Origin of the sequence: Mesorhizobium sp. ZC-5 (genome assembly GCF_025753855.1) — a bacterium.
Lineage (GTDB): Bacteria > Pseudomonadota > Alphaproteobacteria > Rhizobiales > Rhizobiaceae > Neomesorhizobium.
Window position 1 is genome coordinate 548,367 of sequence record NZ_JAOWPT010000001.1, and the last position, 24,987, is coordinate 573,353.

General features: G+C 63.4%; 33 protein-coding genes. 15 read left to right on the forward strand and 18 right to left on the reverse strand.

All coding sequences use genetic code 11. The features are described 5' to 3' along the window. Window positions 1–8: 8 nt before the first annotated feature. The 5 genes from OHD58_RS02610 to OHD58_RS02630 all read left to right on the forward strand — a co-directional run bounded on the left by OHD58_RS02610 (window position 9) and on the right by OHD58_RS02630 (window position 3,595). Complete coding sequence (locus OHD58_RS02610; RefSeq protein WP_263801474.1) at window positions 9–662, forward strand: hypothetical protein; 654 nt, start codon at window positions 9–11, stop codon at window positions 660–662. Next, window positions 562–1,008, forward strand: coding sequence for a GNAT family N-acetyltransferase (locus OHD58_RS02615; protein WP_263801475.1), 447 nt, complete (start codon window positions 562–564; stop codon window positions 1,006–1,008). Before OHD58_RS02610 ends, OHD58_RS02615 begins: the two co-directional genes overlap by 101 nt. Window positions 1,009–1,014: 6 nt before the next feature. Beyond that, window positions 1,015–2,205 (forward strand): vWA domain-containing protein, encoded by a 1,191-nt coding sequence (locus tag OHD58_RS02620; protein WP_263801476.1) that lies wholly within the window; start codon window positions 1,015–1,017, stop codon window positions 2,203–2,205. 102 nt (window positions 2,206–2,307) lie between these two features. After that, entirely contained in the window at window positions 2,308–2,709 is a 402-nt protein-coding gene (gene msrB, locus OHD58_RS02625) for a peptide-methionine (R)-S-oxide reductase MsrB (RefSeq protein ID WP_263801477.1), read from the forward strand. 88 nt (window positions 2,710–2,797) lie between these two features. Beyond that, window positions 2,798–3,595 carry an MBL fold metallo-hydrolase gene (locus OHD58_RS02630; protein WP_263801478.1) on the forward strand — a complete coding sequence of 266 codons (798 nt, stop codon included), beginning with the start codon at window positions 2,798–2,800 and terminating at the stop codon, window positions 3,593–3,595. A gap of 6 nt (window positions 3,596–3,601) precedes the next feature. Here OHD58_RS02630 and OHD58_RS02635 read toward each other — a convergent pair whose 3' ends face one another. From OHD58_RS02635 to OHD58_RS02650, 4 genes are all read right to left on the reverse strand, one after another. Next, window positions 3,602–3,925, reverse strand: a complete 324-nt coding sequence (locus tag OHD58_RS02635) for a hypothetical protein (protein ID WP_263801479.1) — start codon at window positions 3,923–3,925, stop codon at window positions 3,602–3,604. Between the two features lie 63 nt (window positions 3,926–3,988). Further along, window positions 3,989–4,249, reverse strand: a complete 261-nt coding sequence (locus OHD58_RS02640; protein WP_263801480.1) for a DUF2312 domain-containing protein — start codon at window positions 4,247–4,249, stop codon at window positions 3,989–3,991. Window positions 4,250–4,412: 163 nt separating this feature from the next. Further along, window positions 4,413–4,721: a DUF1244 domain-containing protein gene (locus OHD58_RS02645; RefSeq protein ID WP_263801481.1), complete on the reverse strand. Its 309-nt coding sequence runs from the start codon at window positions 4,719–4,721 to the stop codon at window positions 4,413–4,415. A 13-nt stretch (window positions 4,722–4,734) separates the two neighbouring features. After that, on the reverse strand, window positions 4,735–5,532 hold the full coding sequence (locus tag OHD58_RS02650) for an N-formylglutamate amidohydrolase (RefSeq protein WP_263801482.1): 798 nt from the start codon (window positions 5,530–5,532) through the stop codon (window positions 4,735–4,737). A gap of 234 nt (window positions 5,533–5,766) precedes the next feature. On the opposite strand from OHD58_RS02650, the gene OHD58_RS02655 reads away from it, so the two are divergent. Both OHD58_RS02655 and pyk read left to right on the forward strand, forming a co-directional pair. Further along, on the forward strand, window positions 5,767–6,252 hold the full coding sequence (locus OHD58_RS02655; RefSeq protein ID WP_263801599.1) for a DUF1036 domain-containing protein: 486 nt from the start codon (window positions 5,767–5,769) through the stop codon (window positions 6,250–6,252). Further along, entirely contained in the window at window positions 6,249–7,685 is a 1,437-nt protein-coding gene (gene pyk / locus OHD58_RS02660; protein WP_263801483.1) for a pyruvate kinase, read from the forward strand. The genes OHD58_RS02655 and pyk overlap by 4 nt, the downstream gene beginning before the upstream one ends. Window positions 7,686–7,689: 4 nt before the next feature. Here pyk and OHD58_RS02665 read toward each other — a convergent pair whose 3' ends face one another. The 5 genes from OHD58_RS02665 to OHD58_RS02685 all read right to left on the reverse strand — a co-directional run bounded on the left by OHD58_RS02665 (window position 7,690) and on the right by OHD58_RS02685 (window position 10,756). Then, a complete protein-coding gene (locus OHD58_RS02665) occupies window positions 7,690–8,751 on the reverse strand; it encodes an alpha/beta fold hydrolase (RefSeq protein WP_263801484.1) in 1,062 nt (353 codons plus the stop codon). Window positions 8,752–8,814: 63 nt separating this feature from the next. After that, window positions 8,815–9,408 carry a tetratricopeptide repeat protein gene (locus tag OHD58_RS02670; protein ID WP_263801485.1) on the reverse strand — a complete coding sequence of 198 codons (594 nt, stop codon included), beginning with the start codon at window positions 9,406–9,408 and terminating at the stop codon, window positions 8,815–8,817. 68 nt (window positions 9,409–9,476) lie between these two features. Further along, on the reverse strand, window positions 9,477–9,602 hold the full coding sequence (gene ykgO, locus OHD58_RS02675; protein WP_006203764.1) for a type B 50S ribosomal protein L36: 126 nt from the start codon (window positions 9,600–9,602) through the stop codon (window positions 9,477–9,479). Window positions 9,603–9,815: 213 nt separating this feature from the next. Beyond that, window positions 9,816–10,016 carry a hypothetical protein gene (locus OHD58_RS02680; RefSeq protein ID WP_263801486.1) on the reverse strand — a complete coding sequence of 67 codons (201 nt, stop codon included), beginning with the start codon at window positions 10,014–10,016 and terminating at the stop codon, window positions 9,816–9,818. Between the two features lie 125 nt (window positions 10,017–10,141). After that, window positions 10,142–10,756, reverse strand: coding sequence for an NAD(P)H-dependent oxidoreductase (locus tag OHD58_RS02685; protein WP_263801487.1), 615 nt, complete (start codon window positions 10,754–10,756; stop codon window positions 10,142–10,144). An 85-nt stretch (window positions 10,757–10,841) separates the two neighbouring features. Here OHD58_RS02685 and OHD58_RS02690 point away from each other — a divergent pair, with 85 nt between their 5' ends. Then, complete coding sequence (locus OHD58_RS02690; RefSeq protein WP_263801488.1) at window positions 10,842–11,468, forward strand: TetR/AcrR family transcriptional regulator; 627 nt, start codon at window positions 10,842–10,844, stop codon at window positions 11,466–11,468. Between the two features lie 113 nt (window positions 11,469–11,581). After that, window positions 11,582–12,724: a DJ-1/PfpI family protein gene (locus tag OHD58_RS02695; RefSeq protein ID WP_263801489.1), complete on the forward strand. Its 1,143-nt coding sequence runs from the start codon at window positions 11,582–11,584 to the stop codon at window positions 12,722–12,724. Window positions 12,725–12,757: 33 nt separating this feature from the next. Here OHD58_RS02695 and OHD58_RS02700 read toward each other — a convergent pair whose 3' ends face one another. The 3 genes from OHD58_RS02700 to OHD58_RS02710 form a co-directional block, all read right to left on the reverse strand. Next, window positions 12,758–13,840, reverse strand: a complete 1,083-nt coding sequence (locus OHD58_RS02700) for a 5-(carboxyamino)imidazole ribonucleotide synthase (RefSeq protein WP_263801490.1) — start codon at window positions 13,838–13,840, stop codon at window positions 12,758–12,760. Next, complete coding sequence (gene purE / locus OHD58_RS02705; RefSeq protein WP_263801491.1) at window positions 13,837–14,334, reverse strand: 5-(carboxyamino)imidazole ribonucleotide mutase; 498 nt, start codon at window positions 14,332–14,334, stop codon at window positions 13,837–13,839. The genes OHD58_RS02700 and purE overlap by 4 nt, the downstream gene beginning before the upstream one ends. 231 nt (window positions 14,335–14,565) lie before the next feature. Beyond that, a complete protein-coding gene (locus tag OHD58_RS02710) occupies window positions 14,566–14,769 on the reverse strand; it encodes a YdcH family protein (protein WP_263801492.1) in 204 nt (67 codons plus the stop codon). Between the two features lie 237 nt (window positions 14,770–15,006). Between OHD58_RS02710 and OHD58_RS02715 the strand changes: the two genes are divergently transcribed. After that, on the forward strand, window positions 15,007–15,186 hold the full coding sequence (locus tag OHD58_RS02715) for a YdcH family protein (protein ID WP_263801493.1): 180 nt from the start codon (window positions 15,007–15,009) through the stop codon (window positions 15,184–15,186). Window positions 15,187–15,332: 146 nt separating this feature from the next. Here OHD58_RS02715 and OHD58_RS02720 read toward each other — a convergent pair whose 3' ends face one another. From OHD58_RS02720 to OHD58_RS02730, 3 genes are all read right to left on the reverse strand, one after another. After that, window positions 15,333–15,596, reverse strand: coding sequence for an ArsR/SmtB family transcription factor (locus OHD58_RS02720; protein WP_263801494.1), 264 nt, complete (start codon window positions 15,594–15,596; stop codon window positions 15,333–15,335). Between the two features lie 31 nt (window positions 15,597–15,627). Continuing rightward, window positions 15,628–16,893 (reverse strand): MFS transporter, encoded by a 1,266-nt coding sequence (locus OHD58_RS02725; RefSeq protein WP_263801495.1) that lies wholly within the window; start codon window positions 16,891–16,893, stop codon window positions 15,628–15,630. An 80-nt stretch (window positions 16,894–16,973) separates the two neighbouring features. Continuing rightward, entirely contained in the window at window positions 16,974–17,168 is a 195-nt protein-coding gene (locus OHD58_RS02730; protein WP_263801496.1) for a DUF1192 domain-containing protein, read from the reverse strand. A gap of 100 nt (window positions 17,169–17,268) precedes the next feature. Here OHD58_RS02730 and OHD58_RS02735 point away from each other — a divergent pair, with 100 nt between their 5' ends. The 3 genes from OHD58_RS02735 (at window position 17,269) to OHD58_RS02745 (ending at window position 19,258) form a co-directional block, all read left to right on the forward strand. After that, window positions 17,269–18,279 carry an NAD(P)H-quinone oxidoreductase gene (locus OHD58_RS02735; protein ID WP_263801497.1) on the forward strand — a complete coding sequence of 337 codons (1,011 nt, stop codon included), beginning with the start codon at window positions 17,269–17,271 and terminating at the stop codon, window positions 18,277–18,279. Window positions 18,280–18,281: 2 nt separating this feature from the next. After that, the gene (locus OHD58_RS02740) at window positions 18,282–18,998 is read left to right on the forward strand and encodes a hypothetical protein (protein WP_263801498.1); all 717 of its coding nucleotides are present in this window, start codon (window positions 18,282–18,284) and stop codon (window positions 18,996–18,998) included. Between the two features lie 119 nt (window positions 18,999–19,117). Next, window positions 19,118–19,258, forward strand: coding sequence for a DUF1127 domain-containing protein (locus tag OHD58_RS02745; protein ID WP_263801499.1), 141 nt, complete (start codon window positions 19,118–19,120; stop codon window positions 19,256–19,258). Between the two features lie 113 nt (window positions 19,259–19,371). Here the strand turns inward: OHD58_RS02745 and OHD58_RS02750 are convergent, their stop codons facing one another. Next, window positions 19,372–19,872, reverse strand: coding sequence for a DUF3280 domain-containing protein (locus tag OHD58_RS02750; RefSeq protein WP_263801500.1), 501 nt, complete (start codon window positions 19,870–19,872; stop codon window positions 19,372–19,374). 350 nt (window positions 19,873–20,222) lie between these two features. Beyond that, window positions 20,223–22,421, reverse strand: coding sequence for an esterase-like activity of phytase family protein (locus tag OHD58_RS02755; RefSeq protein WP_263801501.1), 2,199 nt, complete (start codon window positions 22,419–22,421; stop codon window positions 20,223–20,225). A gap of 221 nt (window positions 22,422–22,642) precedes the next feature. Here OHD58_RS02755 and OHD58_RS02760 point away from each other — a divergent pair, with 221 nt between their 5' ends. Continuing rightward, complete coding sequence (locus OHD58_RS02760) at window positions 22,643–23,335, forward strand: DUF1013 domain-containing protein (RefSeq protein ID WP_263801502.1); 693 nt, start codon at window positions 22,643–22,645, stop codon at window positions 23,333–23,335. A 200-nt stretch (window positions 23,336–23,535) separates the two neighbouring features. Beyond that, a complete protein-coding gene (locus tag OHD58_RS02765) occupies window positions 23,536–24,231 on the forward strand; it encodes an alpha/beta hydrolase (RefSeq protein WP_263801503.1) in 696 nt (231 codons plus the stop codon). Window positions 24,232–24,276: 45 nt separating this feature from the next. Here the strand turns inward: OHD58_RS02765 and OHD58_RS02770 are convergent, their stop codons facing one another. After that, window positions 24,277–24,924, reverse strand: a complete 648-nt coding sequence (locus OHD58_RS02770; RefSeq protein WP_263801504.1) for a TetR/AcrR family transcriptional regulator — start codon at window positions 24,922–24,924, stop codon at window positions 24,277–24,279. Window positions 24,925–24,987 lie beyond the last annotated feature (63 nt).

Consider the following 24,987-nt stretch of genomic DNA (forward strand, 5'->3'; position numbering starts at 1 on the left):
GTCAGGTCATGCCGCCGATGGACATTTTCGTACCCGAGCCACCAGGCGGCTGCGAATGGGTCGTCGCACAGGGATACGATCAGTCGGAGGCGCTTATCGCTGCAGGCGCGCGGCCCGTAGCCCGGAAGTGGGTGCCGATCCGCTGTTATTCACTGCTGGAGAACGACCTGGAGCAGCCGCTTCGACTGGTGGACGCGCCTTGGATGGGCAGCCACGGCCTTGTCCTGAAACCGGCTGCCCGTAAAGTATTGGAGAGCCTTCTGGGCGACGCGGTGGACTACCTGCCAACCGTCGGATCGGATTACGACGAACTCCATTATGTTCATGTCCGCAACCTGACCAAGGCCATCGATCTGGAGAAATCACGGATCGTGCGGTTCGATTCCGGAGACATCCTCGACATCGAAAAGCATGAATTCCTGCCCGGGATCGTTGACGCAGGGCCAATCTTCAAGCTTGCGGCCCTGCCACGTGGCAGCATTTACCTGACCGGCGAATTGGTTGAGGTTATCAAGGACTCCGGCCTCACCGGATTTCAATTCAACAAGGTATGGAGCGGTGATGTCCCCGATTCGGATAAGGCGCCTCGCCAAAACAGATCAGGCGGATTGGCGAAAGCTTTGGACCGCCTATCTCGCATTCTACGAAACCACGGTTCCTGAGGAAGTCTATGAAACCACCTGGAAGCGCCTGTTCACTGACGGCGAGTTCGAGCCCAAGGGGTTTCTGGCGCTGCTCGACGACAAGCCGGTCGGGCTCACCCATTTCATCTACCATCGCACCTGCTGGTCGCTCACCAACAACTGCTACCTGCAGGACCTCTTCACCGATCCGGATGCCCGCGGTTCCGGCGCTGGCGCCGCACTCATCGCCGCGGTTCGGGAGGATGCGGCAGCCAAAGGCATCAAGAACGTCTACTGGATGACCCACGAAACCAACGCCACGGCGCGCAGGCTCTACGACCGCGTGGCAAGGCGGACGGGGTTCATCGAGTATGATTTGATGTAGATCGCCATGTTCATCCCGTTCTTCCTCGAGCTGAAAGCCGCCCGCGTTCCGGTCTCGCTGCGCGAGTATCTGGCGTTGCTCGAAGGTCTGGACGCCGATCTCGTCACCTATGACGTCGAAGGCTTCTACTATCTTGCCCGCGCGACGCTGGTGAAGGACGAGCGCCACATCGATCGTTTCGACCAGGTCTTTTCGCACATCTTCAAGGGCGTCGAGGCAGTGTCCGGCGAAAGCGCCGTCGACGTCGCCAACATTCCGGAGGAATGGCTGCGGCGGCTTGCCGAAAAGCATCTCTCCGACGAGGAGAAAAAGCTGGTAGAGGCGCTTGGCGGCTTCGAAAAGCTGATGGAGACGCTGAAGAAGCGGCTGGAGGAGCAGAAGGGCCGCCACCAGGGCGGCTCGAAATGGATCGGCACCGCCGGCACCTCGCCCTTCGGTGCTTATGGCTACAATCCCGAAGGCATCCGCATCGGGCAGCATGAAAGCCGGCATCGCCGTGCCGTAAAGGTCTGGGACAAGCGCGAATTCAGGAATTTCGACGATTCGGTCGAACTCGGCACCCGCAACATCAAGGTGGCGATGAAGCGATTGCGCCGCTGGGTGCGCGAAGGCGCCGAGGAGGAGTTCGACCTGCCCGGCACCATCCACGCCACTGCCGAGCACGGCTATCTCGACGTGCAGACGCGGCCCGAACGCCGCAACGCCGTCAAGCTCCTGATGTTCTTCGATGTCGGCGGCTCGATGGACGACCACATCAAAGTCGTTGAAGAACTGTTTTCGGCGGCGCACACCGAGTTTCGCCACCTCGAATATTTCTACTTCCACAACTGCCTCTACGAAGGCGTCTGGAAGGACAATCGACGACGCCATTCCGAGACCATGGCGACCTTCGACGTGCTCCACAAATACGGCCATGACTACAAGGTCATCTTCGTCGGCGACGCCGCGATGAGCCCCTACGAAATCGCCTATGCCGGTGGCTCGGTCGAACACTGGAACCCCGAACCCGGAGCAGTGTGGCTGCAACGCGTGATCCAGCAATGGCCGAACGCGGTGTGGATCAACCCGACGAATGAGAAACACGGGGGCTACACCCATTCGACCGGCATGATCCGCGAGATTTTTGGCAACCGCATGTACCCGCTGACACTATCCGGGTTGGAAATGGCGACGAAGGAACTGTCACGCAAACATTGAACCGCCCGATAAAGCGCCTCTCGCGCAACAGTGATCCGCGGCGATGGCGGGTGGCGGCGCGAAACCCTATATTGCAGGAATTCCAAAATCAGGAGGGCAGACATGGAAGCCAATACCTATCCCGTCACCCGCACCGACGCCGAATGGCGCGCCCGGCTGACGCCGGAGCAATACGCGGTCATGCGCAACCACGGCACCGAGCGTCCCGGCAGCTGCGCGCTGCTTTACGAAAAGCGCGCCGGCACCTTCGAATGCGCCGGCTGCGACCAGCCGCTGTTCGAATCCAAGCTGAAATTCGAGAGCGGTACCGGCTGGCCGAGCTTCAACGACCCGGTACCGGGTTCCGTCGAGAACACAGTCGACCGCAGCTACGGCATGGTGCGCACCGAATGCCATTGTTCGCGTTGCGGCAGCCATCTCGGCCATGTGTTCGAGGACGGCCCGCCGCCCACCGGCCTGCGCTATTGCATCAACGGCGTCGCGCTGAATTTCAAACCGGCCTGAGTGCCGCAAGCATAACTGATATCTGGCTCTTTCGATCGACGGTCATTCCTCTACGTCGACTACGGGAGTTTTGACTGGAGAGAGCCGGATGATTTGCTTCATGTGCCTGCAGTGCGGCGTGCAGTTTGCCGAAAGCGAAACCCCGCCTGACGCTTGCCCGATCTGCAGCGACGATCGCCAATATGTGCGCTGGGCGGGGCAGGCCTGGACGACCAGCCAGGAACTCGCGCAAACCCACAAGCTTGCCATGAAGGAAGACGCCGGCGTGCTTGCCTTCGGCGTCGAGCCGCGTTTTGGCATCGGCCAGCGCGCTTTGCTTGCCGAGACGCCGGGGGGCAACGTGTTGTGGGATTGCGTCAGCCTGGTCAGCGACGAGGCCGTTACCGAGATCAACCGTCGCGGCGGTTTGCAGGCTATCGCCATCTCGCACTGTCATTATTATTCGGTGATGGTGGAGTGGAGCGAAGCATTCGGCGGGGTGCCGATCTATATCCACGCCGACGACCGCCAGTGGGTGATGCGGCCGCATGCTTCGGTCAAATTCTGGGAGGGCGAAACGCTGGCGCTCAACCCCTCGCTCACCCTGATCCGCTGTGGCGGCCATTTCGACGGCGGCCAGGTGCTGCACTGGAAGCGCGACGGCGGCAACGCCATCCTCTCCGGCGACATCCTGCAGGTGGTGGCGACCCGCCGGCATGTCTCCTTCATGTACAGCTATCCGAACCACATTCCGCTCAACGCGAAAGCCGTCCGGAAAATCGCTCGGGCTGTCGAGCCGTTCGACTACGATGACATCTACGGCGCCTGGTGGAACACCAACATCATCGGCGGCGCCAGAGAAGCGATGCGGGTTTCCGTGGACCGCTATCTTGCGGCCATCGCCTGACCGGCTTCACACCACCGCGGCCAGGATCAGCCAGACGGCCGCGAGAATCTGCGCCAGCGAGCCCATCAGGCCGGGCTGCGCGGCTGCCGTTCTCCATACCGCGAGAAACAGGAAGACATTGTAAGGGACCGGCGCGAAATGCACGGCCAGCGAGGCGCCAAGCGGCATCTTCATGCCCAGCATCACCAGCGCGGCCACTGCTGCTACAGCGTTGATGCAGGTTCCGACCAGCATCATGTCCCACCAGAACAGCCGGTCGAGCGGGACGAGACCGCGCCAGCGCGCCAGGAAAAATCCCGGTTTCGCTTCGGCTGCCTTGGACTCGCTCACGCTCCCGTTGCTCCCGTGGCTTCATCGGAGCGCCGCCCGCCATAAAGCGGCGGCGCTACGGCGTCACTCCATGCCGAGCGCGGCCTTGTAAAGATCGAGGATGGCTTCCTCTTCCTGGCGCTCGGCCTGGTCCTTCTTGCGCAGGCGGATGATCGCGCGCACCGCCTTGGTGTCGAAGCCCGTGCCCTTCATTTCGGCGAAGACTTCCTTGATATCGTCGGAGATCGTCTTCTTTTCTTCTTCCAGCCGCTCGACGCGCTCGATGAAGGCACGCAACTGGCCGGCGGCAACAGTCTGGCTGGTTTCAGTGATATCGTCGGCCATGAGGATCTCCGGGAAGTTGGCCGCGACTCGGGCCGCGGCGGTGTCGGCGGTTCGATGCCTCAGCGGCGTAAGCGGGTCAAGCGCTGAATCTCCCCTCGCTGCCTCTACAGCAATTCCAGCAAAAGCGTGCAGCGGTTTCGCGTCCGGAATTGCGGCAAACTGCCTAATGGTCTTTCGGCCGCCGCGCCTCGAATTCCGCCCGCTTGGCGTCCGGCGCATCGGTCTGGTGCAGCGCCTGCCACTCGGCATAGGGCATGCCGTAGACGATTTCGCGCGACTCGTCCTTCGACAGTTCGATGCCTTCGGCGTTGGCCGCGTCCCGGTACCAGTTGGAAAGGCAGTTGCGGCAGAAGCCGGCCAGATTCATCAGGTCGATGTTCTGCACGTCGCTGCGCTCGCGAAGGTGCTCGACCAGCGTGCGGAACGCCGCTGCCTCGAAATCGCGCTTCTGTTCGTCGCTGAGCTCGGTCATGGCGAAACCTCCTTCACACCGGCCCGGTGCGCGAGCCGAATTGTTTGACCTCGTGTATATCGGGACGCCGGTTGATCGCGTCAACGATCGGCGCCAGCCGTTCCGCCCAGTCGCCCGCCCCTTTTTCATCGCCGATCAGGTCCTGCCTTATCTCGATCAGCGCATGCGCGAAACCGTTGACGATGGCATGGCGGAACATCGTGTCGCCGCGCAGCGCCCCGTCGTAAGGCTCGTTGTCGCCGACGACGAGGCTCTTGCCTTCGGCCAGTTGTTCGATCAGCGGCCATGGCGCGCGAGGGTCCATGTCCCACAGCACCCCGACATGCCATGGCCGGACATGGCCCTGCATCGCCGGCGTGAACGAATGCACCGAGAAGATGAACGGCGCCCGGCCTGATTCGTGCGCAACCGATGCCACCATGGCGCCGACGGCGTCATGGTAGGGCCGGTAGAAGCGGTCGAGCCGGCGCTCGCGTTCTTCTGCCGTCATCGGGTAGTTGCCCGGAACCACGGTGCCGTCATAGAGCTGGCGGATCAGCGTCGGATCGTCTTCGCCGCGATTCGGGTCGATCAGCAGCCGCGAGAACCGCGCCATCACCGCCGGCACGCCAAGCAGGGCGGCCAGCTTACGGGTCACCGCCTCGACGCCGATGTCATAGGCGATATGGCGATCGAATTCGGACGCCGGCAGGCCGAGATCGCCATATTCCTCCGGCAGTTCGCGATGCGCATGGTCGGCGACCAGCACGATGCCCCGCTTCCGGTCGCCTTCGATGATGTCGAACGGAGCAAAGACTGCGGAACGGGTCATGAGAGCTGGCGGACTTTATGGCGGCGGGTGATGTTCCGTCATTCCACGAAGTCCCGTGCCGTGCAACGCCGTTGTTTGGTCATTGTTTTTCCGTGAAATGGATTCGGGCGTTGAATCTGGGCGCTTTGGCGCACTAATCGATTAAGATCGAAGACGTGACCGCGTTGACATGCGCCCGCACTTTGCCGAAAAGGGGCGTCTAAGATGCTGATTTCACGCATGAGGGGCTTCACCATGGAATTCGCCAGGAGGCAGCGCTTTCACCCGTTGGTGACCGCTCTCTTGGCCATCGTCGCGCTGCCCTTTGTTGCCGCCCTGTCGGCAACGCCGGCGCTGGCGGATTTTCGCGTCTGCAACGCCACGCAGAATCTCGTCGGCGTCGCCATCGGGTACCGTGCCAAGGCCGGCTGGGTCACCGAGGGCTGGTGGCATGTCGAAGGCTCGTCCTGCAAGACGCTGATCGAGGGTCAGCTGTCATCACGTTATTATTATCTTTATGCAGAAGACGCCGAGCGCGGCGGACGCTGGGATGGTCCGGTCAACATGTGCGTAGCGGAAAAAGAGTTCAAGGTATCCGGCGTCAGCGATTGTTTTGCCCGTGGATTCCAGCGCGCCGGCTTTCAGGAATACGACACGGGCGAGCAGGCCAGCTGGATGGTCCAACTGACTGAGCCCGCAACGGACGGCACCGCCGCCGTCACGGGAACCAACGGTCAATGAGACGCAGCAGAAAAGTAAAGATACTCGCCACACTCGGTCCGGCCTCCTCCGATGAGGCCATGATCCGCAGGCTTTTCGAAGCCGGCGCCGATGTCTTCCGCATCAATATGAGCCATACCGACCACGACACGATGCGGACCCTGATCGCGCGCATCCGCAAGGTCGAGGACGAGGTGGCGCGCCCGATCGGCATTCTCGCCGACCTGCAGGGCCCCAAGCTGCGCGTCGGCAAGTTCGCCAACGGCAAGGAAGAGCTGAAGGTTGGCCAGACCTTCACCTTCGATGGAAGTCCCGAACCCGGCACCACCGAACGGGTTCACCTGCCGCACCCCGAGATCCTCAAATCGGTCGAGGCCGGCCACCGCCTGTTGATCGACGACGGCCGCCTCGAACTCGTCGTCGTCAAGGCCGACGGCAAGTCGATCGTCTGCAAGGTGGTCGCCGGCACCAGGATCTCCGACAAGAAGGGTGTCAGCCTGCCCGACACCGAGCTGCCGGTCGGTGCCCTTACCGAGAAGGACCGCAAGGATCTCGACGCGGTCCTGGCAACCGGCGTCGACTGGGTGGCGCTGTCCTTCATCCAGCGGCCGGAAGACCTTGCCGAAGCCCGCAAGATCGCCCGCGGCCGCGCCGCCATCATGTCCAAGATCGAGAAGCCGCAGGCGGTCGCCCGGCTGGCCGAGATCATCGAACTCTCCGACGCGCTGATGGTGGCGCGCGGCGACCTCGGCGTCGAGATGCCGCTGGAAGCCGTGCCCGGCATCCAGAAGCAGATCACCCGCGCCGCCCGCCGCGCCGGCAAGCCGGTGGTGGTGGCCACCCAGATGCTGGAATCGATGATCACCGCGCCGGTTCCGACCCGCGCCGAGGTCTCGGACGTCTCCATCGCCGTCTTCGAAGGCGCCGACGCAATCATGCTGTCGGCCGAGTCCGCTGCTGGCCAGTATCCGGTCGAAGCGGTCGCCATGATGGACCGCATCGCCCAGCGCGTCGAGCAGGACCCGACCTATCCCGGCATCATCAACGCCCAGCGTTCCGAGCCGGAGGCGACCGGCGCTGACGCCATCTCGCTCGCCGCCCGGCAGATCGCCGAGACGCTCAAGCTCACCGCCATCGTCACCTACACGGCGTCGGGCACCACCGGCCTGCGCGCCGCGCGCGAACGTCCGCAGGTGCCGATTATCGCGCTGTCGCCGATCCTCGAGACGGCACGCCGCCTGTCGCTCCTGTGGGGCACTCACTGCGTGGTGACGCCGGACGCCACCGACCTCGACGACATGGTCGACCGCGCCTGCCAGATCACCTTCGCCGAAGGCTTCGGCAAGGTTGGCGACCGCGTCATCATCACCGCCGGCGTGCCGCTCAGGACACCCGGCTCCACCAACATGCTGCGCATCGCCTATATCGGCTCGGACGGGCTGGGCGGGATCTAGAAACTCACCCCGGCGCCAGTTCCGCCGTCGGCGCCTTTTCGTTGACGCAGCCGGCGGGCAGCACGTCGCCGGCGATCCGTGCCTCGACCGCGCGCGCCACGCTGTCGAGGTCGCGATCCTTGCCGGCGACCTTTTCGATCGCCGCCACCACAAGGTCGCGGGCGACCCAGTCCGGCTTGTGGCCGAGGTTCTTCACCCACACCAGTTCGGCGCCTGGAATGTCCCGCGCCAGACCTATCGAGTGGATTTCCTCGTAGATCACGGTGTCCTCGTCGCCGGAAACCACCACCGTTGGCGCATTGATTTCGCGGTATCGCTGCGCCACTTCGAGCACATAGTCATACAGCCCGGCGACATCGATGGCGTTGGAGCGGAAGGCGCGCGGCCTCAGCACCAGCGGGATCGAGGCCTCGTCGGAATAGGCGACCGGCACCGCGTTCGGGGCGAAGACGCAGGCCGTGGCGGCCGGCATCCGCATCATGCCGGCGGGATAGGTGATGGCTTGCGCAAACAGCCAGCCGACCACCGGCGTCGCGGTCAGGCTGTAATACCAGGCAGTGGCGCCGCCGGGCCATGGGTGGGTCGCCGCCGACAGGAACACCAGTCCGCGCGTCCGTTCCGCCTGGTCCAGCGCGAAGGTCGCGGTCACCGCGCCGCCAAAGGAATGGCCCACGATGATGGCATCGTCGATGCCGACATGGTCCATCAGCGCCGCGATCGTCGCGGCCTGCTCATGCGGGTTGTCGTTGCGACCGCCGCGTTCCGACCAGCCATGGCCCGGGCGGTCGAAGAACAGCATCTCGGCGCGCCCTTGCAGCAAGGGCCGCAGCGGTTGCATCTGATCCCTGAGATTGCCACTGGCACCATGGATGAACACCAGCGGCGGCAGGTCGGCATCCGGCCCGGCCGGCACATGCACATAGTGCATACGGGTCGCGTTCACCGTTGCGAAGCTTCCGATCGGCGGATAGTGCCGCTCGATCAGCCAGGAGCCGACACGTGTGATGCCGACGAGGATCAGGAAAAAGGCGAGCAGGAAGGCGAGCGCGGCGGTGATCAGATTCATCGGTCAGGCAAATGTCTTCGAAAGGAATTCAAGAAACGAGCGCGCGGCCGGCCGAGTTTCCGCTCAGATGCCTTCGCCCGCCAGTTCCTCGGAAAGCTCGGACACCTCGTTCTGCGCGCTGCGCATCATCGGATAGATTGCGAGCACGCGCTGGTAGGCATCGAGCGCCAGTTCCTTGCGGCCTGTGGTCTTCATGATCTCTGCCATGCCGGAAAGCGCACCGAAATGACGCGGCTCCAGTTCCAGTGTCCGCTCAATGTCGGCCATCGACTTGCCGAAGTTCTGCATCATGAAATGCACGGTGGCGCGGCGGTTCCAGCCCTCGGGATAGGTCGGCGCCAGCACGATGACCTGGTCGAGGAAATCCAGCGCCACGTCGTACTTCTTGGCTTCGACCGCGTCGCCCGCCCATTTCATCATCAGGTCGACCGACGCGCTGCCGGACTTGAACCATTCCTGCCAGATATTGCCGGCGATCCGTTCGGCCGCCTTTTCGTTGCGCTGCCGCTTCAGGTCGCCGAACAGCTTGTCGAGCCGGCTGCCGACCTGTTCCTCGGGCTGTGGTTTGATTTCCTCGGTCGGCGGAGCGTCCTGGGCAAGAGCCGGAAACGCGGCGCCGAGTGTCAGGGCAATGGCAAATGCAAAAACGCTCCGCATATGCGGGAATCTATCCCCGCATGGCGGAACGTCAAACTGAATTTCGCGTGAAGGGGGCGAAAGCCCGATCAGCCCTGGCGGGCCTTGTAGCGCGGCGCAGTCTTGTTGATGATGTAGATGCGGCCCTTGCGGCGAACCAGCTGGTTGTCGCGATGGCGGGCCTTCAAGGCCTTGAGCGAATTCTTGATCTTCATTGGTCTTGCCCGTCGAATGGGCCCTCGTCCGGGCCGAACTGAAAGGCGCGCCCGAAGACGCGCCGAATTTGTGAGAGGCTCATAAACGAGGAGCACTGCGCGTGTCAACCTGTGTAGCGCCTGGGTGGTGTCCCGGCTGCAAAGCGCATCAACGCGGACGGCGCTACCGTTGACGTCGGCGGGTCGCCTCTGGCCTTTTAAAGCGGATTGGCATCAGCGGTTCGGCTCCCAACCATTGGGTACGACAATCACTTTCTTTTTTTGGACGGTCCAAAGCGGGTTTCCTTCATCATCGGTCTCGTCCAGCACCGTCACTTCGATATCATGGTCAGGGAAGTCGTGTTGCTCTTTCGCCAACGCCACCTTGTGGCAGTGTGCCTTTTCCTCGGGCGTCAAAAACCGCTTTTGCGACATTTATCGCTCCCGTGTTTTTTATCACTCCCATGCTTTCCGCTAAGCATATAGGCGCTTCGCCTGAGCGATCAAACTGGGATAGCTGTGGTTGAGCGGTCAACCCATTTCGGTGTTGCTGCCCGGCGTCATGCCGCGTTGGCCGTCTCGGATCGCCGCTGCGCCTCGAACAGGCCGCGGCCGATGGCACGGGCCGTATCCAGATGCGAAGCCGGATCTTGGGTTTCCGATTGGAGCAGCAGTTCGGACGTCAGCACCCGCGCGCCGCAATAATCGAACATCCCATGGTCGATCTGCGTCTTCATGGCGCCGAAATAGCCGTGCCGCGCATAGGTTCTGAGGTTGGCGCCGCCAATGGCGACCAGATGAACCGACAAATGACGAAGCTTCTTCACCAGCCTGGTGTCCGGACCTTCGTCATAAGCCCAGCCATTGGCGAACACGCGGTCGATCCAGCCCTTGAGAAGCCCTGGCATCGACCACCAGTAGACGGGGTAGACCAGCACCAGTGCGTCGGCGCGGTCGATCCGCGCCTGCTCGGCGGCAACATCGGCGGTGGGCGGCGCCTCGCGGAGATGGACGGCGATGTCCGCCGCGGTGAACCTCGGATCGAACGCCTCCGCGGCGAGATCGGCGATCTCGAATGAATCGCCGCCGGCGGACACGCCCTCGGCAACATGCGATGCGACGCCATGGGTGAGCGACCTTGGATCGGGATGCGCGACAACGATGAGCGCTTGCATGTCGAAAACTCCTGATTGCAGGCGAAGGGTGAAACTTATATACTTTTCGTAGCTACGTTCCGTAACCTACTTTTGGTATATTACCGTGTCAAGCGCTGAAACCATCGGACAGGCGTCAGATCCGCAGCCACGCCGCCGCCTGTCGAGGCAGGAACGGCATCGCCAACTCGTTGACGTCGCCTGGCAAGTGGTTCGCGAGGAAGGAACGGAAGCCTTGACGCTTCCACGGCTCGCCGAGCGGGCAAACATCGCAAAGCCCGTCGTCTACGACCATTTCGGCACGCGCAGCGGGCTGCTGGCGGTGCTGTATCAGGATTTCGACGCGCGCCAGTCGGAGATCATGGACGCTGCATTTCAAGCAAGCGAGCCGACTCTTGAAGGAAGGGCTTCGGTCATTGCGTCTTCTTATGTCGACTGCGTGTTGTTCCAGGGCCGTGAGATACCGGGCGTGATCGCATCTCTGGCCGGCTCGCCGGAACTCGAGGAGATCAAGCGGGAGTACCAGGCGGTTTTCATGGAAAAATGCCGGACCATGCTCGCACCGTTCGCTGGTGACATTGCTGGAGCTGGCCTTCGGGCGATGCTCGGCGCCGCCGAGGCCTTGTCTTACGCCGCTGCGACCGGCGAGATTACCGCCGCGCAGGCACAGGCCGAGCTTTACGAAACGATCGTCGCGATGGTCGCCAGAAACGCACGCGGCGGCACCCCGTAGTCGCCAATCTCGTGCGCGGCCATCGATGCGATGGAACAGTTTCGCAATCTCGAACGCTGTTGTGGGTGTAACCTTGCGATAGAGACCAGCGGGAGAGCGATAGAGCGAGGACCATGAACCTGCGATTTCTGGTGTGGAGCGGTCTTGGCGCCGCCGTGCTTTTCCTGATCGGCGGCGCCATCTGGATCTTGTCGCTGCCCGCTGCACCGGCCGCCGCGGCCGCGCCGCCGATCGCGCAGGACGAAGCCGAGGCCACGCTCGCCGCCCTGAAGCCCCCGAAACGCCAGCGTCCGCTGGTCGCCATCATCGGCATCAATGACGCCACCGAGACCACCGACTACCTCATGCCTTACGGCATCCTGCGGCGCGCCGACATCGCCGACGTGGTTGCGCTGGCCACCAGGCCGGGACCAATGCAGCTCTACCCGGCGCTCAAGGTCGAGCCGCAGGCGACGGTCACCGACTTCGATACCGAGCATCCGGACGGCGCCGACTATGTCATCGTCCCGGCGATGAGCCGCGACGATGATCCGGCGGTCCTGCAATGGCTGAACAGCCAGGCCGCCAAGGGTGCGATCATCATCGGCGTCTGCGTCGGAGCCAAGGTCGTCGCCGCGGCCGGCCTGCTCGACGGCAAGCGGGCGACCACACACTGGTATTCTCTCGGGGAGCTACGCAAAGAACATCCCGACATCCGTTATGTCGCCGACCGGCGCCTGGTCGTCGACGGGCGCGTCGCGACGACGACGGGCATCACCGCATCCATGCCGATGTCGCTCACCTTGATCGAGGCCATCGCCGGCCGGGAGAAGGCTGAAGCCGTCGCCCGGGATCTCGGCCTGGCGGACTGGGATGCGCGCCACGACAGCGCTGCGTTCCGCTTCACGCGCCCGTTCGCCCTGACGGCGATCGGCAACACGCTCGCCTTCTGGAACCGCGAGCAGCTCGGCATGGAGATTACGCCCGGCGTCGACGAAGTGGCGCTGGCGCTTGTCGCCGATGCCTGGTCGCGCACCTACCGGTCGCGCGCGTTCACCTTCGCCGACGCCGCAATTAAGACCCGCAACGGCATCCGCATCCTGCCCGATCAGGTCGACACGAGCTGGCCTGCGGAGCACGTGATCCCACCGATCGGAGGCCGGCAGCCGGCAAAGGCGCTGGACGACACCCTGCAAGGGATAGCGGAACGCTATGGAATGCGCACAGCCGATTTCGTTGCCATGCAGCTCGAATATCCGAAGTCAAACGCCCCCTGAGGGATGCCGCGCCGCCGGTTCGGGAGATAATTTCTAGCGCCGCCGCTTCAGGCGGGTGAAATGACCCATCTTGCGGCCCGCGCGGGCTTCCGCCTTGCCGTAGAGATGCAGCACGACATCGGGTTCGGCAAGCAGCGCTTCGGCTCTGGCAACGTCGTTGCCGATCAGGTTTTCCATGACGCAATTGGAGTGCCGCGCGGTCGTGCCGAGCGGCAGCCCGGCAATGGCGCGGATATGCTGCTCGAACTGCGAGATGCCGCAAGCCGCCTCGGTCCAGTGCCCAGAATTGTGCACCCTCGGCGCGATCTCGTTGACCAGCAGCCTGCCATCCTTCGCCGCGAAGAACTCGACCCCGATCACCCCGACATAATCGAGCGCCTCGAGGATCGCGAAGGCCGCGTCGCGCGCAGCCTGCGCCGTTGCCGCTTTCAGCTTTGCCGGCACGGTGGACGTATGCAGTATCCCGGCGCGGTGGATGTTCTCGGCCGGATCGTAGGCCGCAAGCGAGCCGTCGCGGCCGCGCGCCGCGATCACCGAGATCTCGCGCTCGAAGGCAACGAACGCTTCAAGGATCAGTGGCACGGCGCCCATCGAGGCAAAGGTGCCCGAAACATCGTCGCCGCCGATCTTGTCGAAGGCGCGCTGCCCCTTGCCGTCATAGCCCATGCGGCGCGTCTTCAGGATTCCCGCGCCGGAAAATTCCTTGAGCGCGTCAGTCAGCTGCCGGTCGTTATCCACAGGACGATAATCCGCTGTGGATATCCCGATGCCGTTGAGGAAGGCCTTTTCCGCCACCCGGTCCTGGCTGACTTCCAGCGCCTTGGCCGGCGGAAACACCGGCACGTCGGCGGCCAGCGCCTTGGCCGAGGCCACCGGCACGTTCTCGAATTCATAGGTAACGACGTCGCTTTCGCGGGAGAGTTCAGCCAGCCCGTAGGCGTCATCGTAGGCTGCTATTATCTGCCGGTTGGCGACCTGCGCTGCCGGGCAGTCGCCTTGCGGCTCCAGCACCACGGTGCGGTAGCCGAGCCTGGCCGCAGCCATCGCCAACATGCGGCCGAGTTGGCCGCCGCCGATGATGCCGATGGTCGAGCCGGCCGGCAGCGCTGTGCTCATACCGTGTCCGACGGTTTTTCGGCGACCTTCGCGGTCTGCTCGGCCCGCCAGGCCTCCAGCCGCCCCGCGAGGGCCTCGTCGCTCAGCGCCAGCACGGCCGCCGCCAGCAGCGCCGCGTTGATAGCGCCGGGCTTGCCGATCGCCAGCGTACCGACCGGAATGCCGCCCGGCATCTGCACGATGGAGAGCAATGAATCCTGACCCGACAGCGCCTTCGATTCGACCGGCACGCCGAACACCGGCAGCGCCGTCATCGATGCCGTCATGCCGGGCAGGTGCGCAGCACCGCCTGCCCCGGCGATGATCACCTTGAAGCCTTCGGCCTTGGCGCCCTTGGCGAACTCATAGAGCCGCTGCGGCGTGCGATGCGCGGAGATGATGCGGCTGTCATGCGAAACGCCGAGTGCCGCCAGCATGTCGGCGGCGTGTTTCATTGTCGCCCAGTCGGACTGGCTGCCCATGATGATAGCCACGTCGGCACGCTTGTTTGTCACGGCACTTTCCCCGACACGAAGGAAGTGGCCGATTAGCCCAGTTCGCCGGCTGCCGCAAGGATTGACGGCCAATCTGCCGAAGCGCGACGCGAACCCGTCTCGAAACGCGCTCCCGCGAGACAGCTGGTGGTGTTTTCGAGAACCGGAGCGCAGCGGACATTCAGGTCCGTGAGCACCGGAAGCGCAGAAAACGCCGGCAGATGGCCACGGGAGTAGCGTTTCCAGATGGGCTCAGGCGATGATGTCGGGAATGATCCGGTCTTCCAGGTTCTTCAGCTTGTCCTTCAGCGCCAGCTTCTTCTTCTTCATGCGCTGCACCTGCAGCGGATCACAGCCGGTGGCGATCATCGCGGCGATGGCGGCATCGAAATCCGCGTGTTCCTGTTTCAACCGTGCAAACTCGAGACGAATTTCGGCCTTTTCCTGATCCGACATGTCTACCGTCTGTGAGTCTCCGGCGCCAAGCTCGCGCCATTCCGGGCGGGTCCGGACACACTTGATTCCGGCGTGGCGCTCTTACCACATTTCATGACGACAGGAAATGCTACTACGACGAAATCGACTTCCGGATCGTGTGGTGGCAAACTATCATCCTTCCGTCACGCTGGTGCCCCAGCGGTGGACGTACCTGTGACGGTTGCCTCGAGGAAACCATGAAAGGGAGAACCAATCATGTCTCTTGCCAACCATCTTGAAGAGCTGCAGCGCAAACACGGTGATATCGAGCGTGAAATCGACGAAGCATTGCTGCATCCGTCGGTGGACGATCTCGAAATCGTGAAGCTGAAGCGTCGCAAGTTGGCACTCAAGGACGAGATGGAGAAACTGAAAGGGCACCACACGACACACTGAATCCAGCAGTCATAAACGCGCCGTCGGCGCGTCGGTTTTGCCAGCGGCGGCGCTGATTGTGCCGCCGGGTTGGATGTGTGGTTTTCTAAAATCAATTATGATCATCGCTGCATGCACTGCCATTGCGAGGCAGTTGGTGCGATCAACTAACTTTCCCAGAACTGATCCAGCCAGATATTGAGATGCATGAAACCGGACGTGCTCACGGCATAGAAGCGCTTCGTCCCCTCCGCGCGTGCGCTCACCAGCCCGGCGTCGAGCAGCACCTTGAGATGCTGCGACACTGCCGGGCGCGACACCGGCAACCCCGCGGCAAGCTGGTTCACCGTCTTCGGTCCGCGCCGCAATTCTTCCAGCAGATGGCGCCGGTTGGCATCCGCGATCGCGATGAAGGCGTCGGCAGGGCTCATCCGGCCTTTGTGCGGCAAAGCCCGGCGAATCTCAACCGCCTTGTTCCTCGCCGCTCGGGTCGAGTTCCTCGCCGCGCGGGTCGAGCCTGAGTGCTTCCGGCGTCACCGCGCGCTCGGCCGGCAGCGACTTGAAGGCGTCGCGGTCCTCGACCGGCACCGGCGCCCGCTTGCTGACGCGCACCACTGTGTAGGCGGCAAGTCCCGCATGCGCGCAGGCGGTGGCGAGAAACAGGCTTTCCGGCCGCAGGCTCCCCATCAGCACGGCGCCGAGCACCGGCCCGATCATGGTGCCGAAACCATAGAGCAGCAGCAATCCGCCTGAGACCTTGACGAAATCCTCCGGCTTGGCGTGGTCGTTGGCATGCGCCACCGCCAGCGAATAGAGCGTATAGGCGAGCGCTCCGTAGGCCGCCGTCATGGCGATGACGAAGACCGCCGTGCGCGGCGTCGCCAGAAAGATCAGCAGCGCGAACAGCGCCGAGCCGAGCGAGGCGCCGGCCAGCACATAGCGGCGGTCGGTCTTGTCGGAGAGGCGGCCGACGGGCATCTGCATGGCCGCACCCGCCACCACCACCAGGCTCATCATCAGCGCGATCTCCGCCGTCGAGATGCCGATGCGCGCGCCGTAGACGGCGCCCAGCGTTCCCCAGGCGCCGTTGGCGACGCCGATCAGCAGGCAGCCGACCGACGACACCGGGGAATTGGTGTAGAGGCCCTTGAGGTCGAGCGACACGTCCTGCAGCGGCTTCGGCGTCGCCGCAGCCGAAATCGCCGTCGGGATCAGCGAACAGCAGAAGAAGATGCCGGCCACCATGAACAGCGACGCCTGGGTCACATCGCCGACCGCCACGATCATCTGGCCGGCCATAATCGAGGCATAGGTCACCATCATGTAGAGGCCGAACACCGTGCCGCGGTTTTCGTTGGTTGCCCGCTCGTTCAGCCAGCTCTCGATCACCATGAAGGCGCCCGCCATGGTGAAGCCGGTGCCGGCACGCAGCAGGATCCAGACCGGCGCGTTGATCATCAGCCCGGTCAGCAGCGCTATGATGGCGCCGGTGGCGGCAAACGCGCCGAAGGCGCGCACATGGCCGACCTTGCGCACCAGCCGCGGCGCAAAGAAGCAGCCGGCGACGAAGCCGCCCGCCCAGGCGGTACCGAGCAGGCCGAGCGACGCAGTCGAGAACCCCTCCTCCTGTCCGCGCAGCGGCAGAAGCAGGCCGTGCAGGCCGGACGCCGCCAGCAGGAATGCCGTGCCGCGCAGCAGCGAAAGGATCGGTCTGTAGGTTGCGAACATGCTGCTACCTGCAAGGACTGGGTTGAGGGGAAGAACCACCGTGGACGCTTCGGCCGCGCCGGAATGGTATCGTCGAAAAATCAGCTCCGGCGAAACAGTGCTTCCGCCGCCGCCTTGGTGCTGCCTTTCGACCTGAGTTCCGCTTCGAGCCGTTCGATCTCGGCGCGCAGCTGCACGATCCGCTCGTCGAGCTCGCCGACCGACAGCAAGGACAGGTCCTGGCCGATCTCATGCACCCGCTTCGGTTTTGTCGGTTCGTCGTCGAAGATGGCCATCGGAACGCTCCCGTTTGCATGATTTGCCGGAAGAATACATACGAGGGTACGGTTGACGCAAATGCCGGGGGCGAACGTTGTCCGGAGAAGGGAACCCAAAATGTCAGATCAGTCGAAAATCCCGGCGAAAATGGTCGCTATCGCCATCTCCGAACCGGGTGGCCCGCTCGTCCTGAAACCCGAGAAACGCGACGTCCCGGTCCCTGGCCCGGGCGAGATCCTGATTCGCGTCCGCGCCGCCGGCGTCAACCGGCCAGACATTTTGCAGCGCAAGGGCGCCTATCCGGCGCCGCCCGGCGCCTCCGACCTGCCGGGCCTCGAAGTCGCCGGTGAAGTCGCGGCGAGCGGCGAGGGTGCCACGCGCTGGCGCCTCGGCGACCGCGTCTGCGCGCTGACGCCGGGCGGCGGCTATGCGGAATATTGCCTCGTCCACGAGAGCAACGCCCTGCCGGTGCCGCCCGGCTTCACTTTCACCGAGGCCGCGGCGCTCCCCGAAACCTTCTTCACCGTCTGGCACAACGTGTTCGAGCGCGGCGCGCTCAAGAAGGGCGAGACGCTGCTCGTCCACGGCGGTTCGTCCGGCATCGGCACCACCGCGATCCAGCTCGCCTCGGCCTTCGGCGCCTATGTGATCACCACCGCGGGCTCGGCAGATAAATGCGCCGCCTGCCTCAAGCTCGGCGCCGACCGCGCAGTCAACTACCAGCGCGAGGATTTCGTCGCGGTCGTCAAGGAAGCAACCGAAGGTCGCGGCGCCGACGTCATCCTCGACATGGTCGGCGGTGACTATGTGGCCCGCAACTACCACGCCGCCGCCGTCGATGGCCGCATCGTGCAGATCGCCACGCAGGCCGGCCCCATCGCCAGCGCCGATTTCTCCCGGCTGATGGTCAAGCGGCTGACCCACACCGGCTCGACGCTGCGGCCGCGCACAGCTGAGTTCAAGGCTGGCATCGCCGCGGCGCTGGAGGCACAGGTCTGGCCGCTGCTTGCCAGCCGCCGTATCGCGCCGGTCATGGACATGATCTACCCGCTTCGCGAGGCATGGCGCGCGCATGAGCGCATGGAGGAAGGCAGCCACATCGGCAAGATCGTGCTCGACGTGGCCTGACGATGGCGGCGCAAGACGCCCGCGCGCTCTGCGCCCGCAACAATGCCGAACTGTGCGATAGCGTCTGCCGTTCGCATGGCGTGCCCGGACAATTCTCCGCGGATGTATGGCTGCAGCCGCGCGATGGCCCGGCCTATTATCCCAACGCCGTCACGCTTTCCGCTTCGGGCGACGGTATAGCCGCGCAGATCGAGCGGCTCTCCGCGGCGCGGCCAAACGGCTTTTCGGTCAAGGACTCGTTCGATCAGCTCGATCTTTCGGAGTTCGGGCTGCGCCGGCTCTTTAGGGCTGAATGGGTTTGGCTTGAGAGCGATCCCCCGCCAGCGGCCGGGGGAACCGGGGCTATCTGGAAGAGGATAGGCACCGACGGGGAACTTCAGGCCTTCGAGGCCGCATGGTCGGCCGGCAATCCGCCCCATGGCCGTATTTTCCTGCCGCAGCTTCTGGAAGACGCAACCGTTTCCCTGCTCGCCGCCCGGCGGGACGGACGTATCGTCGCCGGCTGCATCGCCAATCGCGGTCCCGCCGGCGTAACCGGCTTTTCAAATTTCTTCGCCCCGCAGGCAGGCCGGTCCGCATTCCGTGCCGAGGCGGTCCTGCAACTGCGGCGCATGGATGGCGGTGCGATCGCGGGCTACGACAACGGCGAGGAATTGGCCGGGCTGCTTGCCCTCGGCTTTCGCGCCGTTGGTTCGCTTGCTGTCTGGACGATGCCGTAGCGCGAATACGTCAATTATTGTGCAATGCACAAAACGCATTCCGCCTATGCAAAAGCATCCATTCACGTTTTGCCTCGGCACCACCATATCGGCGCCATCGAACACGAATGGAGGGACAGATGAACCTGGTCCGCACTTTGAAGAACTGGCGCCGTTACAACGAGACGGTGCGTGAACTGAACCGCCTCAACAGCCGCCAGCTGAGCGATCTCGGCATTTCCCGTTCCGACATCGAACGGGTCGCCCGCTCGGCCATCTAAGCAGAGCCGCGTAAGCCGGGATTTCGTATCCCGCCGCTGGTTCCAGACCCGCCGGACCCATGGTCTGGCGGGTTTTTGTTTGCCCGGATGCCGGCCATCGGAAGGCCGCAGCACTACGGAATGCAGTTCTTTTCAATGTCGTGCGCGGCAAAATCCGCCGCCCGCCGCCACGCCTCATCGGTGTCGCCCCTGTAGGTCAGGGTGCGGTCGCAGACGGGTTTGTTCTCGTCCAGGTCCAGCACGGCGAATTTCACCCAGCCGACCAGCGTGCTCATCTTGTGCACCTCTCCGACCAGGAGATATCTCGTGCCGTCCGTCTTCGCCTTTGCCGACAGGCTGTCGAGACCGGATTTCCGCGGCGTGCATGGGTCGGCGCCGCAAGCCAGGGGCACAAGCCTAATCTTCGGATTGCCCGCAAGGGCATCGTGAAGCGTAGCGCCGAATGCCTTCAGCCGTGCTTCATGCAAGGCAACCTGGTCCCGGACCTCACCGGACGTATCCCTGAAATCGAAACCGGCGATCGCCAGCCGCGACGGCTCGGCGGCGAAGGCCGTCGATGCAACGGCAGCGATGCAGATTAGCGCCAGGAAAAACTTCACGATCGCAATTGGCATGGCATGGCATCCGGACTGCGGTCTTCACGCATCGGCTGTGAAACCGCCCCGCGACGATCATCGCATGTAATTTTCTCGTGACGCAAGCAAGCCCCCTCCACCTCCCCCTTGAGGGGAGGAGAAGCTCGTTTCGTGGACATCTCAGCGGGGTTGGAACGTCACGGCATGGCAACTGTGTCAGCCGTGACATCCGTGAAGCTAACCAACGGTGCAGAAAAGCAAAAGCCCCGATGAAGCGGCGCATGCCCAAAATCGCCGTGAAACGTCTTGGCGTGGAGCAAAATCGCCTGCCGGGATTGCCTTCTCCCTACCGGGAGGAGAAGGCAATCCCGTGCTTGAAGAGAAATACCTCAGTTCACCGCTTCGATGTTGCCGAGCTTCAGGAACAGCGTCTCGCCCGACGAATCGTCGACACCGTCATTGTCGGTGACGACGAAGGCATTGCCGTCCTGGTCGATGGTGAAGCCCTCGACCTTGTCGAGGACATAGCCATTGGTCGCCGATTTCAGATCCGGCAGCAGGTCGCGCACCAGCGTCTTTTCGACCAGTGGCAGGTCGCCGCCGAGCTCGGCCGGCTTGAAGCCGTCGAGCGGCACCGAATAGACGTGCTTCACCTTGGCAAGGTCGCCGAGCAGATTGTCGCGCTCGATGATGAAAAGCTTGCCGTTGTGGGCGGTGATTTCGGAAAGCCCCATCCAGCCGCCTTCCGACGGCGCTTCGAGCGGATAGCGCACCGCCGACCATTCCTTGGCCTTCGGCTTGTAGGCGAGCAGCTTGACCTGACCCTTGGGGTCATCGCCCCATTCCCGCTGCACGGCCATGACCAGCGTCAGGTCGTCGCCTTCGCCGACGGCCGTGATGCCTTCGAGGCCGAAGCGGGTCTGGCCGGCGAGCAGTTCGACCGGGAAGCCGATCTCCTGCTTGATCTCGCCCTTGTCGTTGACGTGCAGGATGGCATGCGGAACCAGTTTCGCCGGATCGCCCTCGTTGGCTAGCCAGAAGCCGCCTTCGCCGTCGCCGGCGACGCCTTCGATGTCGAGCTTCTGTGCCGGGTTGCCGTCGCGGGTGACAATGGTCTTGCCGATGATCAGCGCCGGGGTCTGCGTCGCATCGATTGCGAAGATCGCCGGCGCGTTGGCATAGACCGAGTCCGACGCGGCGAAGAGCTTGCCGGCTGCGTCGCCTGCCGTGAGCGCCGAAAGCGCGCCCCAGCCGAGCGGTGTGCCGTTATCGGTCAGGGCCGCGTTGATCATCGGGTAGCTCGCCGGGCCTTCGGCGCGTTCGAAGATCATGACGTGCGAGCGGGCGAGACCGTCCTCGACCAGGTCGGTTTCGTTGGCGGTGACCAGGAGGTTGCGCGACGGGATGGCCACGAGGCCTTCCGGGCCGATGCCCGACGGCAGCAGCTGGATGAATTCCGGGGCAGCGCCGGTGTCCTTGTAGACGCCGACCACCGAGCCACGCTCGGAAGCGACGAACAGAAGCTTGTCGTCGCCATATGCGCCGACCTCGAGGCCTTCCGGCTCGTTGCCCTTCTTGTTGCGGGCTTCCGGATAGTGGCCGGCATTGGCGACTTCATATTCGAACGACGCACCGGATTCGTAAAGCACTTCGCCCTTCTTGTTGAAGATGGTGAAGCCGCGTGAACCGCCTTCGTAGTCGCCTTCATTGGCAACCGCGAAACGGTCGTTGTCGAGCCACTTGATGGTGTCGGGTTCGCGCAGCACGTTTTCCTGCTTGCCGCCGAACGAGAAGGCGTCGTTCTTCTTGGTGTCGATGTTTTCGAGCGTCACCGAACCGGCCGAGAAATGCGCGGTCACCTTGGCAGTCGCCGCATCGACGATGGCGATGTGATTGTTTTCCTGCAGCGTCACCGCGATCTCGCCGGCATCGTTGAAGGACACGAACTCGGTCTCGGCGTCGTCGGGAGCCACGTCGGAAAGGCCGGTGAGTTCGACCGTCTTAATGGTGGCGCAATCGGGAACGCCTGCGGCGAGCGACACGATCTTCAGATTGCCGGAAGGCAGTTGCGGGATCTTGCCGTCGTTCAACTCTTCGTCACGTTCGTTTTCGATGGCCACCGCAAGGAATTTGCCGTCCTTGCTGAGCGCCACCGAATCCGGCTGGCCGCCGAGATCGCAGGAGGCCTCGATCGCCTTCGAGGCGAGATCGATGACGGTCAGGTTGCCGGAAGGATTGGCCTTACTTTCGGATGTGTTGACGCCGGCCAGGACCTTGCCGCCAATGACCGCGACCGAGGTCGGCTCGCCGTCGATCTTGACGATGCCGCTGGCCTTCGGCGCCTTCGGATCTGTGATGTCGATGAAGCCGACCGCACCCAGCGGGCTGTCGGAATAGACCAGCGTCATGCCGTCTTCCGTCGCGGTGATGATTTCCGACGACGTCGGCTTCGACTTGTCGGCATCGGCGGGCAGATTGTCGGCGACGGCGAAGCTGGCAACACGGTTGAACATCATGTCGGCATGGGCCGGGAGCGCGACGGACGCGGTCAATACCGCGGTCAGCGCGAAAAGGCGTGAATTCAGCATGGCAAGAACCTCTCCTGATATTGGGGCGGCTCTGCTTTGCGGTGTCGAGATTTCAGGCCGATGACGGATACGCGACAGTTTCGTGACATCCGGAACTTCCCGGGGCAAAGATTCTTGCCCCGTGTGGCGAACAAGGCTATATACGCCTCGATTTCCCAATTTTCGGTGGTTCCATCCACCGCCCGCGCAAGGGACGCGGGCGAACGAGAGGATATTATCTAATGGCCAATACGCTGCTGATGCCCAAGGCGACCGCTGTCTGGCTGGTCGACAATACCGCGCTGACCTTCGAGCAGATCGCGCAGTTCTGCACGCTGCACCCGCTCGAGGTGAAGGCGATCGCCGACGGCGAGTCGGCGCAGGGTATCAAGGGCATGGACCCGGTCATCACCGGCCAGTTGACGCGCGAGGAAATCGCCCGCGCCGAGAAGGATTCCAACCACCGCCTGAAGCTTTCCGATCCCAAGGTGCGGGTGCCGGAATCCAAGCGGAAAGGCCCGCGCTACACGCCGCTGTCGAAGCGCCAGGATCGCCCGAACGCCATCCTCTGGCTGGTGCGCAACCATCCCGAGCTGAAGGATGCGCAGATTTCGCGCCTCGTCGGCACCACCAAGTCGACGATCGAGCAGATCCGCGACCGCAAGCACTGGAACGCCGCCAACCTTGTTCCGATGGACCCGGTGACGCTCGGCCTATGCTCGCAGATCGACCTCGACCTCGAAGTGCAGCGCGCCTCGCGCGGCCGCGAGCCCGCCGCTCCTGTCGGCGACACCTTGCTGCCGGCCTCGCTCACCGAGCGGCTGGTCCCCGAGGCAGAGAAGCCGCACGACGAGGACAAGGAACTCGACGCCAATGCGGTATTCGCCAAGCTGTCCTCGCTGAAGTCGAAGGATCCGGAACCCGACGAGGAATAAGCCTGTATTTTGCGAAAAGCCCGCCGATCGGCGGGCTTTTTTGTTAATTTGCGCTGGAATTTTCGAAGTTCCGCAACAAGACGGATTCAGAATAAGAGGCTCCGCCGTAGCGGAGCCTTTTGCGTTGCGCCTCTTTCAAGCGAGGCGCAAGCTGTTTGCCTTGGCTGTCATGCCGGCAGCGACAATGGAGGAGTTCTTCGATGCCGAACAAACCTGCAATTGTTCTCGTGCATGGCTTTTGGGGCGGAGCGGCGCATTGGGGCAAAGTGATCGTTGCGCTCTCGAAGAAAGGCTACCAATCGATCTCGGCCGTCGAGAATCCGTTGACCTCGCTTGCCGACGATGCCGAGCGAACCCGCAAGATGATCGCGCAGCACCAAGGACCGGTTCTTGTGGTGGGGCATTCCTATGGCGGCGCGGTGATCACCGAAGCCGGCGACCAGCCCAATGTGGTAGGGCTGGTTTATATCGCCGCGTTCGCTCCGGACGCCGGCGAAAGCCCAGGCAGTATCACTGCCAAGAATCCACCGGTGGCGGTGCCAAACCTGGCTCCTGACAGCGACGGATTTCTTTGGATCAGGCGAGACAAGTTTCACGAGAGCTTCTGTCAGGATTTGACCGCCGATGAGGCTTTGGTGATGGCCGTCGCCCAAAAGGCGCCGGTTGCCAGTACCTTCGAGAACACGATCACCAAACCGGCGTGGAAAAAGAAACCCTCCTGGTACCAGATATCCACTGAGGATCGGATGATCGCTCCAGCAAACCAGGAATGGATGTCAGGCCGCCTCGGCGCTAAGAAGATCGTCACGCTGAAGGCGAGCCACGCTTCGCTGGCCTCGATGCCAAACGAGGTGACCGCACTGATCGACGAAGCCGCGTCCGCACCTTCGACATAGGACGCAAGCTGGCCGACCGGTACAACTTGGCAGGCCGGCCAGATCTCACATCGACAGAAGTTTGCCGAGCACCATCTGCTTGTAGGCCTCTACCAGGCCGTCGCCCTCTTCGCGCCCGACCGAGATGGCGAGCCGCATTGCCGCCTCCCCCAGCGACATGACCAGGAACGCGGTGCGGTCGATTTCGACCGGGTCGACATCCGGCCGCACCCGCTTCAGCGCGCGCGCCAGGATTTCGCCGTTTACCCTGCCGTAGACGAGATCGATGTCGCGCAGCTGCTTGTCGGCCTGCGTGCCCGACCAGATATCGCGCATCACCGGCTCGGCGAGGAACAGCTCGTAGTAGGTGTCGATCAGCCCGCCGAACGCGGCGCGGAAACCATCCGCGTCCGAAACATCGGCCAGCTCCGCCTCGATGCAGTCGCGCCCCAGCGTGTTGTAGCGGTCCGCAAGCGTGCGGATGATCGAACCCTTGTCCGGAAAGTACTGGTAGAGCGAGCCGATCGACACGCCGGCCCGTTCCGCCACTTCGCCCATGCGCATGGCGTCGCTGCCCTGTTCGGCGATCACATCGGAAGCCGCCGTCAGCATGCGCTCAACGCGTTCGCGGCTGCGTTTCTGGCTCGGTGCGCGACGGAGTCCGGCAAGGTCGGGCTGATTTGCGCCGGCTTCGGTAATGTCTGCCTCGTCCATGGTTCGTTCCCAAGTCCATCGATTCCTGCTTGACAGCCATAATATGAGGATTTATCACATTTG